Genomic DNA, 14621 nt, shown 5'->3' with positions numbered 1-14621 from the left:
ATTAAACAAAAACCGTAACTTACTGGCAGGCAATATCAACCAATACTAACAAACCAGTTTATTGCCCAAATCAATTTATAAACTAACATTCAGATTAGGTTGCAGCCATGAAACACAAGTTGTTTCTGTTTATGCTATTTTTATTGCTGACCTGTTTAAATGCAGAGGCCTCGGTATTTACCGTTACGAGTAATGCCGATGCAGGAACGGGCACACTGCGCGAGGCCCTTACTAAGGCAGCCGCCAATGGCACAATTCAGCAGGATGTTATTAATTTTAACCTGCCGGGCAGCGTGACCATCACACTTTTTACGCAGCTCCCCGAGGTTACCTCTAATTTAATTATCGACGGCAGCACACAGCCAACACCCAAACTCGGCAGGAGTGACGCCAGGGTTTATATCATACCCGATGTTAGCTATACTTTTCCGGGTACTAAAGCAGCAGCCCTGTTGATGACCGAAGTTACCAATGTGGAAATATATGGCTTATGCATAAAAGGTTACAGCAGCAAACTCACAAACTTTAACGGCAACCTGCTTTTCACCGCTATATCCGCTTACGATTGTACCAATATTACCATAGGCGCACCGGATAAAGGAAATGTTTTTTGCGATAACATCTACGGTGTGTATTGCGGCACCAACTCACTAACCGACTCAAAGAATAATGATAATATCAATATCCAATCAAATTTTATTGGTTATGATGAATCGGGAACAAATGTTGTTGAATTAGGGTATGCACTTGATATAACCGCCGATAACTCATTAGTGGGTGGCCCTACCTCAAAAGAAAGAAACTATTTTGCTACCGCGATAGCCCTGAACGGAATTGATAATAAGTTTATCAATAACTCGCTTTCACTTGATGTGAACGGGCAGGACAACCGCGTAAACGGGGCATCCATACTTGTACGGTTTCAGGGAAGCAATACGCAGGTAGCCGACAATGATTTTTGTTCTACACAATTTCAGTTTATATCTGTAAACAGCTTCACTTTTATGCGTAATAAGCAAAGCAGTATACCGGGTAATTCGGGTATGTACTTATTTAAATGCAATAATGCTTTTATTGGCGATGATAATGATAACGATATCAATATCTTTAGTAATGACGGCGGCGCTTTCTATGCGGTCGAATCAAACAATATTACTATAGCCAAAAACAGTATTTCCTGCAATACAACACCATACCTGATATCAAGTGGCACAGCCATTCCCAACATTAATATAGTTGTAAACAGTGCCGCCGAATTTTCAGGAACGGCATCGCCGGGAGCTGCTATTTACATTTATAATGACAATACAGATTGCTCTGTTTGTAACCCGGTACAATACCTGGTTACGGTTGTTGCAGACGCAGCGGGTAATTGGAAGTTTACTGGCGATTTTCACAATAAAAAGCTGGTGGCAAATGCTACACTTAACAATAGCTCATCTGAATTTACCCAACCGGTCATTTCGACGTCGGCCGCCGATTATGTGAAGGTTAATCCTACTTGTTTTAAAAACAACGGATCAATCACCCTGCAAAACTTAAAGAACGTTATCGGGGTTGACTGGTATAATGACCAGGATCAATTAGTACAATCCGGTGGCCCTAAACTGGAGAGTGTTGGCGTTGGCACCTATTACGCCAAATGCTATAACGGAAATTGTTTTGCCAAATCTATCCCCATAACCTTAACCAGTTCAAATCCCGGCATTGATGATTCAGGGCTTCAAAAAGTGAATGCTTCCTGCGATGCAGCAAATGGCAGCATCAGTAATTTAAAGCTTATCAATACAAACGGCGGTACACCACCATTAAGGTGGACAAATGAAGCCGGAGATGTAATACGCAACACACTGGATATCGACGGGCTTCCCGGCGGAACATATACACTAACCATCGATCCGGACGGTTGCGCTGTGCCCTATCACATTACCCTGCTTAACCAGGAGCTTGTTATCGATCCGCCTGTGATAAGCAGCTTTCAATTGTGCGGTCCTGGCGAAACCGTTATACCTGTTAGCAATCCGGTAACAACGTCAACCTACAGGCTTTATGATAGTGAAACCAGTACTACTCCACTTGATGAGGAACCCAATGGCAAATTTAAAGTAAACGTTACCGCCAACCGGAGTTATTATATAAGCCGTTTTAGCAACGCTTGTGAAAGCACCCGCACAAAGGTTGATGTAAGTGTAGGCCTTTCAAACCTTAATATTGCCAATGTAATTACCCCCAATAATGATGGTATCAATGATTACTGGCAGATAGCAGGAATGGAAAACTATCCATCGGCCACCGTAAAAATATTTAACCGTTATGGCAAAAATATTTTTAACTCCATAGGATACAGCCACCCGTTTAACGGCACCTATAATGGCAAACCATTACCTACGGGCAGCTATTATTATATCATTAACCTCAGCTCGGGCTGTGGCTTATTATCGGGCAGTTTAAGCATTATCCGTTAGCGATAATTGCCTCAAGTACATTTGGATAGTGTTTTCCAAACCATAATACAAGGCATCGCTTACCAGGGCGTGCCCAATGCTTACCTCAAGCAGGCCGGGTATATTTTCTGCAAAATATTTCAGGTTATGTAAATCCAGATCGTGACCGGCGTTAAGACCCAGACCAGCCTGCTGAGCCGCTTTTGCTGCCTCGATATAAGGAGCAATAGCAAGTTCTTTCCCCTGCGGAAAATGAGTAGCATAGCCTTCGGTATAAAGTTCTACACGGTCGGTACCGGTTTTGGCTGCGCCCTCAACCATTGCAGGTATTGGATCAACAAAAATAGATACACGGATCCCGGCTTCTTTAAATACCGCTATCATATCTTTTAAATAATGATAATTGGTGATGGTATCCCAGCCATGATTAGAGGTGATCTGCCCTAAAACATCAGGTACCAGGGTAACCTGCTCGGGTTTATTGGCAAGCACCAGGTCGATAAATTTTTGTTCCTGGCAATTGCCTTCAATATTAAATTCTGTAGTAACAATTTTCTTAAGCTCAAACACATCGTTATAACGAATGTGGCGCTCATCGGGCCGGGGGTGCACCGTTATTCCCTGCGCGCCAAAACGTTCACAGTCTTTAGCAACCTGGATCAGGTCGGGATTATTGCCCCCCGCGAATTACGAAGGGTGGCTATTTTGTTGATGTTGACAGATAGACGGGTCATACTTCAAAGTTATAGATCATTTAGATAAATTGGCGGATATATTTAACTTTAAACCATGAAGCCTAAACAATTTATCACCGAGCTGATCGTATTGATAATACTGTATTTATTTATTGCATTTGGTATACGCTTTTTGCTGGGTATTTTTTGGGGAAATTCAAGTTTCGACATAGCGCTGCATGACACCTATTTCACACTTCCATTCAACTGGATAGATTTTACTTTATTTCCGTTTCTATTGCTTACAGCTATCGTTTATTTGATCCGGTCATTAACCAGTCGTTTTAAAAAGCAACACATAAATATCATCCTGATAATAAGCAATTTGTCTTTAATACTTTCAACTTTTAATATTTACAAAACAGTTCTGTTTTTTGAACAGCATACAACTCATGCGGGGGATGGATGGACAGTTTATCCTCCCCTTTCTGCGCTTGACCGACAACAACCGGGGCCACTGCCTTCAGAACGCCTGCTTTTCGATCATTATGTACTGACTTTTATTATCATTTTTATGCTGATATTAGTTGTCAGTACCTTTGTTGCCGGCAAAAACTGGGATGCAAAACCTCATGAACAAAACATTCACTAATTTAATATTCGCGCTATTTTGCACTTCTACCATTTTTATTGAGCAAACATCAGCGCAAACCGTTTACCGCAAAATCGGGAACTACAAGGTTTACTATGGCTGGGCGCATAATTATCCGCAAGACTGGATGATCCTTCGCCGCTTTGATAATGAAGGGCGCAATTACCTGTTGATGGTGAACCCGCAAACCCTCGAAACCAAAATAAACGAAAGCAGCTTTTATCAGATCAAACCCATGACGATGGAGCAGGCGCGTGAGTTTTTTAAAAGTACACCTTATCAAAAGGCGCTCAGTAAAGCCGAAAAACAATCTGTCAACATCCAGGACGCAGGCATCGAAAGCGGAATCCCCAAACAAACCGGCATCAGCCTTACCGCCGACCTTTGCCCATCGCACCGCCCGTTGGATAAACGCATCTTCACCGACATTTTCACCGAATTTAAAAAAGTAGAGCGCCCTGTACCAATAGCGCTTTCCATAACCGGCATCTGGATGCGCCAGCACCCGCAGGACCTGGCCTGGCTAAAACAAATGCAGGCTAACCGTGAGATCTACATCACCTGGATCAATCATTCCTTCAATCACCGGGTTAGCCTGAAAGCTCCGCTTAAAGAAAACTTTTTACTTGAACCAGGAACAGATATTAGTTATGAAGTACTGGAAACAGAACAGGCCATGCTGCGTAATGGGCTATTACCATCTGTATTTTTCCGCTTCCCGGGCCTGGTATCTGATCAGCAACTGGTATACCGAATTACCGGTTTCGGCTTGATCCCGGTTGGTACCGATGCATGGCTGGCTAAAGGCCAACAACCCCAAAATGGCAGTATTGTGCTCATACACGGAAACGGCAATGAACCTGTAGGCGTTAACGATTTCATTAAACTACTGCAGTCAAAAACACGATCAATTGCCGGTAAGCAATGGTTACTGTATGATTTACGCGAAAGTGTGGATGAAGAGTTTAGTGAAACGCCGTGAGGAAAAGCCGGCCGTGCACAGTGGCAATTAGCAGTGCAAATGCGCAGACTTACGAAGTTTAGTTTTTAAGTTTTTTGAGTATGACCTAAAATAAAAGCCCCATAGCACTCGCTGCATGGGGCTTTAAACCTAAACCTTATCACAAATCCGGGTTTGGATACCCGTAATTGAATTGTAAATATAAACATGATTTTAATAATTTCATGGGCTTTGTTACAATTTAATTCTTTTGCACCATATAACATCCATTTATATAAATCTCATATTTTTTTCACCTTAATTTAACAGTATATTCAGAATGGTGTCTGCATCGTTTTATCCGGGTGCTAAAAACAGATGTCTCATGACTTTCTCTCAAGACTTTACGCTACGAGAAGCAGCAATGCCTTTTAATTATTTACTCATTCAACATAAACTTCTCAACTCCGTGTGCTGGTTGCCATTTATCTCCAGGTTCAAAATAATGCCAAAGCAGGGCCGATACTTTTTTGATCAGCAATCCAGCCTCATTGTCGGGTGTCCAACTGGTATCTTTGTTATGATTAGTAATGATCGAAAACACATAATCTCCATGCGGGGCATTCACCAGCACGGTTTCTGACCTTGATTCATCAACCGCTCCCTGTTTGGAAATGGTATGTATATAAGGCGGAATTTGCGACAACGCGTGCTCATCCCAGTAAATGCGGCCCATGTTACGGTACATCCGCTCGCTGGCTGCCGGGCTTACCGCCTTACCTTCGCGTATCATGGCAAACAGGCGGCACATTTCGCGGGGGTGCTTACTCCCCAACCATAGATCTTGCGGATAGCTTCCCTGCCCGGCACACGTGAATTTACCCGCATTACCTTAAAGTCATTTTGATTGAGCCAGTTGTTGATATATTCGCCGCCCACCAGCTTTTGCAGCCACAAACTTGCGGTGTTATCGCTCATGGTGATCATGAGCATAGCCACTTTACTCAATTGTACAGTGTCTTTATCTTTGAACGAGCCCAGCAAATCTTCACCTGCATAAAGCAATGAATCTCGGTAAACTAATTTTTGATTATACTTCAGCTCACCTTTTTCTATCTTATCCATCACCCCGCATTGAATGCTCACTTTGATCATGCTGGCCGTAGGGAATAAGGTATCGGCATTGATTTCGGCTGTTTTACCGGTTTTTAGGTTATGTACATAAATGCCAACCTGGCCCTGAAAATCTTTGACAGCTTCATTCAATTTAGCGGTGAGTTTACTGTCGGTTTGTGCAAATGCCGGTGCTGCTAACAATGTCAACAACAGTAAGGTAAGTTTATGTTTCATGTGATGGCAATTTAAAAAATGAAAATACAAATTTTAATATAACAGGCAATCACTCGTTTATATTTGCTAAAACATCCGTTAGCCCATGAACCATTTTGTTGATATTACCAACCGCAAAGTGCTGTACCGCTTAATGCTCAACCTGCGGCCCGAAGCAGCGCCACTTTGGGGCAAAATGAAACCGCAGCAAATGATCGAGCACCTTATTGACCAGGTTCAGTATACCAACGGTGTAAAAATACCAGCCTGGGATGGCCCGGATGACAATACAGCTGCACGTAAACACGCCGCCGTTTATACCGATGCAGAAATACCCCGTAATATTTTTTGGAAGAATTGGCTGATACCTTAATCTACCCCAATTTGGAAACAGCTATTAATCAGCTCATGAAAGAACTTGACACTTTCGACAGGTATTTCAATACCCCCGATGTTAAAGTGATCCACGGTGCTTTTGGCCCTATGGATTATTACGAGTGGACCATATGGCACGGAAAGCATTTTACACATCATTTGAAGCAGTTTGGCGTGATAGACTGATAGTAAATCGGCATCAAATATTAACTTTGTTGCTCTTCAGAAATTTAAAAGAAGAAAGGACGTCATTGCGAGGTACGAAGCAATCCCAAACTATACAGAGGGGCTTGCACTGCCGACCTGCACATCGGGGATTGCTTCATACCTCGCAATGACGGCCCGCAAAATCATTTATGAAATTCCTTCGCTGGCTTTTAATCCCGTTTTCGCTGATCTATGCCCTGGTTACGGCTATTCGCAACTGGTGTTATGACCGGGGAATTTTCAAAAGCACTGGTTTTGACATGCCGCTGATCGTAGTCGGCAACCTGGATGTTGGCGGTGCCGGCAAAAGCCCTATGACCGAATATCTGATCAGGCTGTTGAAGGGTAATTATAAAATTGCCACGCTTAGCCGGGGCTACGGTCGTATTACCAAAGGTTTTTTGCTGGCATCTGGCGAAAGTAAAGCCTCGGATATCGGTGACGAGACCTGCGCAGTTCAAACATAAATTCCCGGATCTTGATGTTGCCGTTTGCGAAAAGCGGGTTGATGGCGTTGAGCAGTTAAAAGACGATCATGATGTTATTATTTTAGATGATGCCTACCAGCACCGTGCGCTTGAACCGGGCATGAGCATTTTGCTTTTTGATTACAGCCGTGTTAACGAACCCCATTTTCTGCTCCCGGCGGGTAACCTGCGCGAGCCATTCGGCGGGCGCAAAAGGGCGGATGTCATCATCATCAGTAAATGTCCGGCTTCGCTTACCGATCTGGAACAAGGCCGCGTGATTAAACGGATCAAACCGTATCCGCACCAGTCGCTATTTTTTACCACCATAAACTATCTGCCGGCCCAAACTCTCTATGGCGCCCCGGTTACAAATGCCATCGACGATCAAACCACGGTTTTCCTGCTTACGGGAATAGCTAATCCAAAACCGTTATTGTCGCATCTGAAAAAGCAAACACCCCTGGTTGTTCATCATAATTATCCCGACCATCACAGTTTTAGCTTAAAAAATATCAGTAAACTTGCCGATGAATTTTCGGCCTGTGCATCACAAAAAAAGTGATCATCACAACAGAAAAGGATGCACAGCGTTTAGGGGAACAGGACCTGCTTGCGATGGTTAAAAAACTGCCCATTTTGGTGCTGCCCATAGGCATTAGTTTTTTAAATAACGGGCAACAACAATTTGACGAATTAGTACAAACATATGTTAGACAATATTGAAGGCACCGCCCGGTACATCAAAAACCGGATAGGCGATTTTGAACCCGAAGTGGGTATAATTTTAGGTACCGGCCTTGGCGGCCTAGTAAAAGAAATTGAAGTTGAAAAACAACTCATGTATTCCAACATTCCTGATTTCCCTATCTCAACATTGGAGTTCCACTCGGGGAAGCTGATTTTTGGTACCCTTGCAGGCGTTAAAGTTGTGGCCATGCAGGGCCGTTTGCATTATTACGAAGGCTACAATATGCAGCAGATCACCTTCCCGGTTAGGGTGATGAAATACCTGGGCATTAAAACGCTATATGTTTCAAACGCCAGCGGCTCGCTTAACCCCGATTTTAAAAAGGGCGACCTGATGATCATTGAAGATCATATTAACCTGCAGCCTCAAAACCCGCTGGTTGGCCGCAATTATGAAGAGCTTGGCCCGCGGTTCCCTGATATGAGCGAACCTTACCGTCATGATATGATCGAAAAGGGTTTAGCCATCGCTCAAAAAAATAACATCACCTGCCATAAAGGGGTATACGTAGCCGTAACCGGCCCTAACCTGGAAACCCGTGCCGAATACAAATACCTGCGTATCATTGGCGGCGATGCAGTTGGCATGAGCACCGTGCCCGAGGTTATTGTTGCTAACCACATGGGGATCCCGACGTTTGCTATTTCGGTATTAACAGATGAAGGCTTCCCGGAAGTGCTTAAGCCCATAACATTGGAAGAGATTATTGCTATTGCGCAGGAAGCCGAACCCAAAATGACCCTGATACTTAAAGAACTGATAGCCGGTAATTAATGCGCCAAAAGCTCAAATATATTTTTTTATTGCTGATGTGCTTATCGGTACAAGCCGCTTTTGCGCAGTATGGTACCCGTACAAATCCGCGTAACCTGCCTACCCGTGATACTGCACGCCGACAGGAAAAACAGCTGACCGACGACCAACTGCTGGACAGTTTAAGACGAAAAGAAGAAAACAAAAAGGATTCGGTAGTTTTTAGCTCCAAATTTATCCGCGTTACCAACGAGCGTTTGCTGAATGATAGTACGCAGCTGTTTCCGATTGATACCGGTATCACCAACTTTGAGATCTATAGTCCGCTTATTGATCCACGCAGTCCCCGTATTCATTTGGGTAATATTGGTTTGTCACAACGGCCTTTGCTTTTTGAACCCAGCAGAACCATAGGCTTTGACCTGGGCTTGCATGCGCTTGATATTTACGCATTAAAGCCCCAGGATATCAATTACTATAACACACGCGTACCCTACACCAAGCTTACCTTGTACAACGCCTTTGGTGGTTCGGCCATTCAACTGTTCAATATCATCCATACCCAAAATATAAAGCCTAACTGGAACATTGGTTTTAACCTTAATTTCAACGGATCAAGAGGTTTCTACAATTTTAACAACGTGCTTGGCCAAAACGTGAGCGATTTGAATGCTTCTATTTTTACCTGGTACGAATCAAAAAGCAAACGATATAACCTGTTGGCCAACCTTTTGTTTAACAACCTTAAAGCCCCCGAAACGGGCAGCATTCTCAACGATTCGGTGTTTACGAGTACCAATGTAAATAACGCCTTTTCAAAAGACAGGGCAGCGGTACGTTTACCGTATAGTTATGAAAACTGGAACGATAAGGGCCTTTACATTAAACAGTTTTATTATTTAGGCCGGATAGATAGTTTGAATAAGGGGAAAGACAATTCAAAGATCCTCCCTACCCAACGTGTATCGCATACCCTTCATGTATCAAACAGCAGGTACCTGTATAAGCAAAGCGGTGTTGATACCTATAATGTGTTCCCCGATTATTATTACAGCAATAACCGGTCAAGGGATTCAACAGTCGTCACGCATATTCAAAATGAGTTTTTGTATAGCTTTTATCTGCGAAGTAAATCGGTAAAATTTGTAAAGAACGAGCTTAAGCTTGACTTAGGGCTTGTACACGATTTTTATTCGTATAACCAATATGTTAGCGATACCACCCTAAACGAGTATGGTGTAAAATACGTTCACCAGGACAAGGTACAGCACAACACTTTCCAGGATATTACGCTGAAAGCCAAACTGGGTTATCGCTTTAGCGACCGCATTGCGCTCGACGCCGATTTCAGGCAGATTGCCCAGGGCCGTGATTTTGGTAATTACTTATATGATGCCAAACTTACCCTGGCAGGCGGCAAAAAAACCGGCAAGATCGTTTTAGAAGCCTATTCACAAAACAGCTCGCCGCCGCTGGTTTATAATAACTGGATCTCTAATCATTATATTTTTCATAATGATTTCAGTAATCAAAAAACAACCAGCGCTTCGTTCAACTACATTAACAATGCCCTGCAAATTGATTTAAAAGCCGAATACTTTTTGATCAGCAATTACCTGTATTTTACAGCCCAGGATGGCGGTACCGATGCGCGCCCGGCTCAGCTTAACAACTCTATCAACCTGTTAAAAGTAAGTTTGGGTAAAAACTTCACTTACCGGAGCCTGCACTTTGATAATTACGTGGTATACCAAAAAACCGATTATCAAAACACGCTTCGTACCCCGGAAGTATATGCTTACAGCAGCTTATATGTTAACAGGGTTTTGCTTAATGTACTGCATGCCAGTATGGGTATAAATGGAAGGTATAATACAGAATATGTTGCCCCTTCATACGCCCCGGGATTGGGCCAGTTTTATAACGGCGCAAACGTAACGTTTTCATCCTATCCGATATTTGGTGTATTTTTCAAAGCAACCCTGCAGCGTACCAACCTGTTTGTTGCTTATGATTACATCAACCAGCGGGCCTGGAGTAAAGGCTATTACACAGTTAACCGTTACCCACAACAGGATGCCATCCTGAAGTTCGGCGTTTCATGGACGTTTTATAATTAATAAAGATCCTCATTTTCTGGCGCAAGTCTTGTGTGGCTGGCATGGGGGTGGATGACTTGTGCCTTCTGGAACTAATAATATCAATGTGCTACTTCAACTTCCCCCAAAATGCCGCCCTTTTCTTCCTTTTCTGGCGCAAGTCTTGTGTGGCTGGCATGAGGGTAGATGACTTGTGCCTTCTGCAAGCTGTGTCTCCCATTTCTGGCGCAAGTCTTGTGTGGCTGACATGAGGGTGGATGACTTGTGCCTTTGGGCTTTAGACAGCAAGACATATTGTCGAAGCACAAAGTCTCCAACTACGCATCTCCGGGGGCTCAAGACTTGCGCTAAAACTCAAAAAAAATCTAAATTAATATGCTACCTCAACTTCCAACAAAACCCCTCCTTTTTCTTCATAATTAGCGGCGCTACTATAAACATATGCTGAAGGTTCGTTAACCCATCCTGCTTTAACATTTTCTGGCGCAAGTCTTGTGTGGCTGGCATGAGGGTGGATGACTTGTGCCTTCTGGAACTAATAATATCAATGTGCTACTTCAACTTCCCCCAAAATGCCGCCCTTTTCTTCATAATTAGCGGCGCTACTATAAACATATGCTGAAGGTTCGTTAACCCATCCTGCTTTAACAGGGTTTTGGTGAATATAATTCAACTTTTGATCAAACATATTTGAGTGTGGTTCAATTTCAATCGGATGATTTTGTTGTTGCCATAACTGATAGTGGGTATTATTTGTATTTGCTTTTCCTGTGTCAGCAAAGAGTTTAAGCATCCAGAGTTTTCGGCTTTCTGCCGGGTTTTCTATAATTTCCCTGATGATTTTAACAGATGAAAACTTTTTCATATCCCGCATAATGGCCGATAGACTTTGATCCCCTTTTTTGCCTATGACCAAATGAACATGATTGCTCATAATAACAAACCCATAAATAATTAAACCCTTTTCCTTTATACAATAACGAAAACTATCAAGTAAGATATCACGATAAATGTTTCTTGTAAAAACATCGGCCCAATGAACAACGGCGAAAGTCACGAAGTATATCCCCTCCGGATTGGCGAATTTATATTTAGTACTCACGCACTGAAAATAGTTAAATACAATTATAAAAGTATAAAGAAAGCACAAGTGAGCACCCCCTCCAGCCAACCACACAACACTTGCGCTAAAACGGGCATTTACAGCCATAGTTGTAGAGTCTGATGCAAAAGATTTCTCTTTCGCCACACTACTCAGTCCGCCCCTGCTCTATCGAAATGACATTTTTTTTAAAGATGTGAAGAGATCGACAGGCTTATCCCTTCAACTCCTCACTAAAAGTTAACCGGTTACCAAACGGATCATGAACAGTCATCATGATAGCCTTGTCATTCCATTCGGGTACTTCCAAACCTGGGCGGTTATATTTGTATTTTTTTGCGATGAGGTGGGCGTGGTAATCCCTTAGCTCACTAAAGTCATCGATCGCTATATGGCTGCCCGGGCTCGCATCGCCATGATGTTCGGAGAGGTAAAGCACTAAATCGCGCAGGGAAATTTGGATGTATACCGGTACACCTTCGGGTTTGTGCTCCCAATCGGTTTTAAAGCCAAGCCAGTTGATATAAAATTCAATGGCTTTGTCATAATCAAAAATTCGGAGGATAGGTTTGGTTATTGACATAGGTAATTAGTTGTTAAACAAATTTAACGGAAAATGCCACCGTTTTATACAGCGAAACCGCTTGTTTTCAATTAGCCGCCTTTAAATGTTAATAGATGTTAAATATGCCTTGTGCAGCACCTGAAATTAGGGTTCCATACAACAGATACCGTACTTTCGTCGGCACATTTTGCCCCATCGTCTATTACATTGAGTGCGGGTTTAAAATGAGGCTACCTTAGCATGATATGTTTAAACGGATAAAGCCGGCGCTGATTATCGAAATTTGTATCCACCTGTTATTTTGGGCGTTGATCATTTTTACGCCCATCATTTCCAGGCCGGATATGCGCGGCTTTCCGCAGCCTGCTTTTTCATCGGGGCACATTATCAGTTTTAACCTGGTGCTTGCCGCCGAATTTTACCTGAATGCGTTTTTCCTTATTCCCAGGATCTTAAAAAATAATATCTGGCTTTACTTTTTTGCCTTGCTTGCCTCCTTTGTGGTGTTCAATGTAATACTAATGGAAGTACGACATTATTTCCCTGTGCCTCATTTTCCCTGGATGGGGCATCATCGTCGCCCTCCGGGGCCGTTCCTGGTTATTTTCCCCTTATTATCTGTCACCGCCGGCAGCTTTGCTTATCACTACCTGGCCGATCAGTTTAAAGCCATCAATAAAAAAAGGACATTGATAATGCTTCGCTGATCTCTGAACTGGCATTTTTACGTTCGCAGATCAGTCCGCATTTTATTTTCAATGTGATTAACAGTGCGGTGGCGCTTTCACGTTTAAACCCTTCGGCAGTTGAGCCTACACTCATCCAGCTTTCTAAATTACTCCGTTATATGCTTTATGTAACCGATGCCGAAAAAGTTATGCTGTGCCAAAAAGAAGACTACCTCCGCAGCTATATCGAGCTGCAACAACTCCGTTTTCGCGACCAGGTAAAGATCAGCTTTAGCTCCGATATTAAAGCTCCTGAAAAAAGTATTGAACCCATGCTGCTGATCCCCTTTGTAGAAAATGCCTTTAAGCATGGCACGGGCGATATTGATGCGCCGGCTATAACCATCACACTTTTTACCGACGAAAAGAACCTGCGTTTCAGCGTACAAAACGTGTACAACCCAACCGAATACAGTAAGGATAACGCCTCGGGTATTGGTCTGGCTAATGTTAAACGCCGGCTTGAGCTGTTATACCCCGGCAAACACAATCTATATATCAACAAAAACGAGCAGGCTTATATAGTTATGCTGCAACTGGAACTTAAATGATGCGATGTTTAATAATTGACGATGAGCCGCTTGCGCTCGACTTGCTGGAAGACAACCTGAAGCATGTAAATACCATACAGGTAGTGGCGCGTTGCCGCAACGCGGGCGAGGCTATCATAGCCATGCAAAAGGAGCAGATAGACCTTATTTTCAGTGATATATACATGCCCGGCATCAATGGTTTACAACTCATCAGGAGCTTGACACAGAAGCCCATGGTGATATTTGTAACCGCTTATGAAAAATTTGCGGTTGAAGGTTTTGAACTTGATGTGGTTGACTACCTGGTTAAGCCTGTACCCTTAGACCGCTTTTTGAAGGCCTGCCACAAAGCGCTCGACTTATATGAGCTTCGCCGCAGTTATGTGCCGCAGCCAACCACAAAAAACTATTTCTTTTTGCATGCTGATTATAACCTCGTTAAGATCAGTTTTGATCAGGTTGAATACATTGAAGGGCTTAAAGATTATATAAAAGTTCACCTCATCAATCAGCAAAAACCGGTATTGTCCCGCATCAGCCTCAAAGCAATTGAACTACAATTACCGCCCGACCAGTTTTTCCGGGTACATAAATCATACCTCGTTAACCTCGATCACGTATCCCAAATGCGCCGTGCCCGTATCAAACTCATCAACACCGAGATACCATTAAGTGATGGATATCGTGATGTGATAAACAGGATGATAGGGAAGGTGTAGGCTTCACAAAATATGTCATTGAGCGTAGCGCGGCAATCTCTTAGCTAATGCACGTCCGATCTGCATAGCTACGAGATTGCTTCTGTCGTTCCTCCCCATAGCGATAACGCTGCTTTTCTTACAGCTTCCGAAATTCCCTCTTGAGAGGGGGCGCGGCAGGAAAGAGTGGTAGTAGGGGTGTGTTTCTGCCGTAAGCTTGTCAGCGCGGAAACACACCCCTCCGCCCCTCTCAAGAGGGGAATCGCACGAGGCCACGCTTTTCATAGTAAAATAATAGGCTACT

15 protein-coding genes and 2 pseudogenes are annotated in these 14621 nt (G+C 43.2%); 13 read left to right on the top strand and 4 right to left on the bottom strand.

From position 1 onward, the window contains the following. The first annotated feature begins 107 nt into the window (after window positions 1-107). The gene (locus ACQ86K_RS04055) at window positions 108-2465 is read left to right on the top strand and encodes a gliding motility-associated C-terminal domain-containing protein (protein WP_091172125.1); all 2358 of its coding nucleotides are present in this window, start codon (window positions 108-110) and stop codon (window positions 2463-2465) included. Here ACQ86K_RS04055 and ACQ86K_RS04050 read toward each other — a convergent pair. Further along, window positions 2448-3178: pseudogene (locus ACQ86K_RS04050) on the bottom strand (pyridoxine 5'-phosphate synthase). The gene ACQ86K_RS04055 and the pseudogene ACQ86K_RS04050 overlap by 18 nt on opposite strands. A 55-nt stretch (window positions 3179-3233) precedes the next feature. On the opposite strand from ACQ86K_RS04050, the gene ACQ86K_RS04045 reads away from it, so the two are divergent. Together ACQ86K_RS04045 and ACQ86K_RS04040 are read left to right on the top strand one after the other, a co-directional pair. Beyond that, on the top strand, window positions 3234-3770 hold the full coding sequence (locus ACQ86K_RS04045) for a hypothetical protein (protein WP_091172122.1): 537 nt from the start codon (window positions 3234-3236) through the stop codon (window positions 3768-3770). Then, a complete protein-coding gene (locus ACQ86K_RS04040) occupies window positions 3751-4752 on the top strand; it encodes a polysaccharide deacetylase family protein (RefSeq protein WP_091172120.1) in 1002 nt (333 codons plus the stop codon). The genes ACQ86K_RS04045 and ACQ86K_RS04040 overlap by 20 nt, the downstream gene beginning before the upstream one ends. 397 nt (window positions 4753-5149) lie before the next feature. Here the strand turns inward: ACQ86K_RS04040 and ACQ86K_RS04035 are convergent. Next, window positions 5150-6060: pseudogene (locus tag ACQ86K_RS04035) on the bottom strand (serine hydrolase). 85 nt (window positions 6061-6145) lie between these two features. Between ACQ86K_RS04035 and ACQ86K_RS04030 the strand changes: the two are divergent. From ACQ86K_RS04030 to ACQ86K_RS04000, 7 genes are all read left to right on the top strand, one after another. Further along, on the top strand, window positions 6146-6412 hold the full coding sequence (locus ACQ86K_RS04030; protein ID WP_431199842.1) for a hypothetical protein: 267 nt from the start codon (window positions 6146-6148) through the stop codon (window positions 6410-6412). Further along, complete coding sequence (locus ACQ86K_RS04025) at window positions 6397-6600, top strand: hypothetical protein (protein WP_431199841.1); 204 nt, start codon at window positions 6397-6399, stop codon at window positions 6598-6600. Before ACQ86K_RS04030 ends, ACQ86K_RS04025 begins: the two co-directional genes overlap by 16 nt. 170 nt (window positions 6601-6770) lie before the next feature. After that, on the top strand, window positions 6771-7088 hold the full coding sequence (locus ACQ86K_RS04020) for a tetraacyldisaccharide 4'-kinase (RefSeq protein ID WP_431199840.1): 318 nt from the start codon (window positions 6771-6773) through the stop codon (window positions 7086-7088). Then, complete coding sequence (locus ACQ86K_RS04015; RefSeq protein WP_431199839.1) at window positions 7060-7653, top strand: tetraacyldisaccharide 4'-kinase; 594 nt, start codon at window positions 7060-7062, stop codon at window positions 7651-7653. The genes ACQ86K_RS04020 and ACQ86K_RS04015 overlap by 29 nt, the downstream gene beginning before the upstream one ends. After that, window positions 7650-7814 carry a hypothetical protein gene (locus ACQ86K_RS04010; protein ID WP_431199838.1) on the top strand — a complete coding sequence of 55 codons (165 nt, stop codon included), beginning with the start codon at window positions 7650-7652 and terminating at the stop codon, window positions 7812-7814. The genes ACQ86K_RS04015 and ACQ86K_RS04010 overlap by 4 nt, the downstream gene beginning before the upstream one ends. Beyond that, on the top strand, window positions 7798-8613 hold the full coding sequence (locus ACQ86K_RS04005; RefSeq protein ID WP_090534201.1) for a purine-nucleoside phosphorylase: 816 nt from the start codon (window positions 7798-7800) through the stop codon (window positions 8611-8613). The genes ACQ86K_RS04010 and ACQ86K_RS04005 overlap by 17 nt, the downstream gene beginning before the upstream one ends. Beyond that, the gene (locus ACQ86K_RS04000; protein ID WP_256337501.1) at window positions 8613-10712 is read left to right on the top strand and encodes a putative porin; all 2100 of its coding nucleotides are present in this window, start codon (window positions 8613-8615) and stop codon (window positions 10710-10712) included. The genes ACQ86K_RS04005 and ACQ86K_RS04000 overlap by 1 nt, the downstream gene beginning before the upstream one ends. 523 nt (window positions 10713-11235) lie before the next feature. On the opposite strand, the gene ACQ86K_RS03995 is transcribed toward ACQ86K_RS04000, so the two are convergent. Together ACQ86K_RS03995 and ACQ86K_RS03990 are read right to left on the bottom strand one after the other, a co-directional pair. Next, the gene (locus ACQ86K_RS03995; RefSeq protein WP_431199837.1) at window positions 11236-11940 is read right to left on the bottom strand and encodes an REP-associated tyrosine transposase; all 705 of its coding nucleotides are present in this window, start codon (window positions 11938-11940) and stop codon (window positions 11236-11238) included. Window positions 11941-12007: 67 nt separating this feature from the next. Then, window positions 12008-12376 carry a glyoxalase superfamily protein gene (locus ACQ86K_RS03990; RefSeq protein WP_091172111.1) on the bottom strand — a complete coding sequence of 123 codons (369 nt, stop codon included), beginning with the start codon at window positions 12374-12376 and terminating at the stop codon, window positions 12008-12010. Window positions 12377-12603: 227 nt separating this feature from the next. Between ACQ86K_RS03990 and ACQ86K_RS03985 the strand changes: the two genes are divergently transcribed. The 3 genes from ACQ86K_RS03985 to ACQ86K_RS03975 are packed head-to-tail and all read left to right on the top strand — an operon-like array spanning window position 12604 to window position 14338. Continuing rightward, window positions 12604-13065, top strand: coding sequence for a hypothetical protein (locus ACQ86K_RS03985; RefSeq protein ID WP_431199836.1), 462 nt, complete (start codon window positions 12604-12606; stop codon window positions 13063-13065). Next, a complete protein-coding gene (locus ACQ86K_RS03980) occupies window positions 13047-13637 on the top strand; it encodes a sensor histidine kinase (RefSeq protein WP_431200789.1) in 591 nt (196 codons plus the stop codon). The genes ACQ86K_RS03985 and ACQ86K_RS03980 overlap by 19 nt, the downstream gene beginning before the upstream one ends. Then, a complete protein-coding gene (locus ACQ86K_RS03975; RefSeq protein ID WP_243770910.1) occupies window positions 13634-14338 on the top strand; it encodes a LytR/AlgR family response regulator transcription factor in 705 nt (234 codons plus the stop codon). Before ACQ86K_RS03980 ends, ACQ86K_RS03975 begins: the two co-directional genes overlap by 4 nt. Window positions 14339-14621 lie beyond the last annotated feature (283 nt).

This window comes from Mucilaginibacter sp. P19, from assembly GCF_050632265.1.
Taxonomy (GTDB): domain Bacteria; phylum Bacteroidota; class Bacteroidia; order Sphingobacteriales; family Sphingobacteriaceae; genus Mucilaginibacter; species Mucilaginibacter gossypii.
The sequence above is the reverse complement of the archived record's forward strand: the minus strand, read 5'-3'. Positions and strand labels throughout refer to the sequence as shown.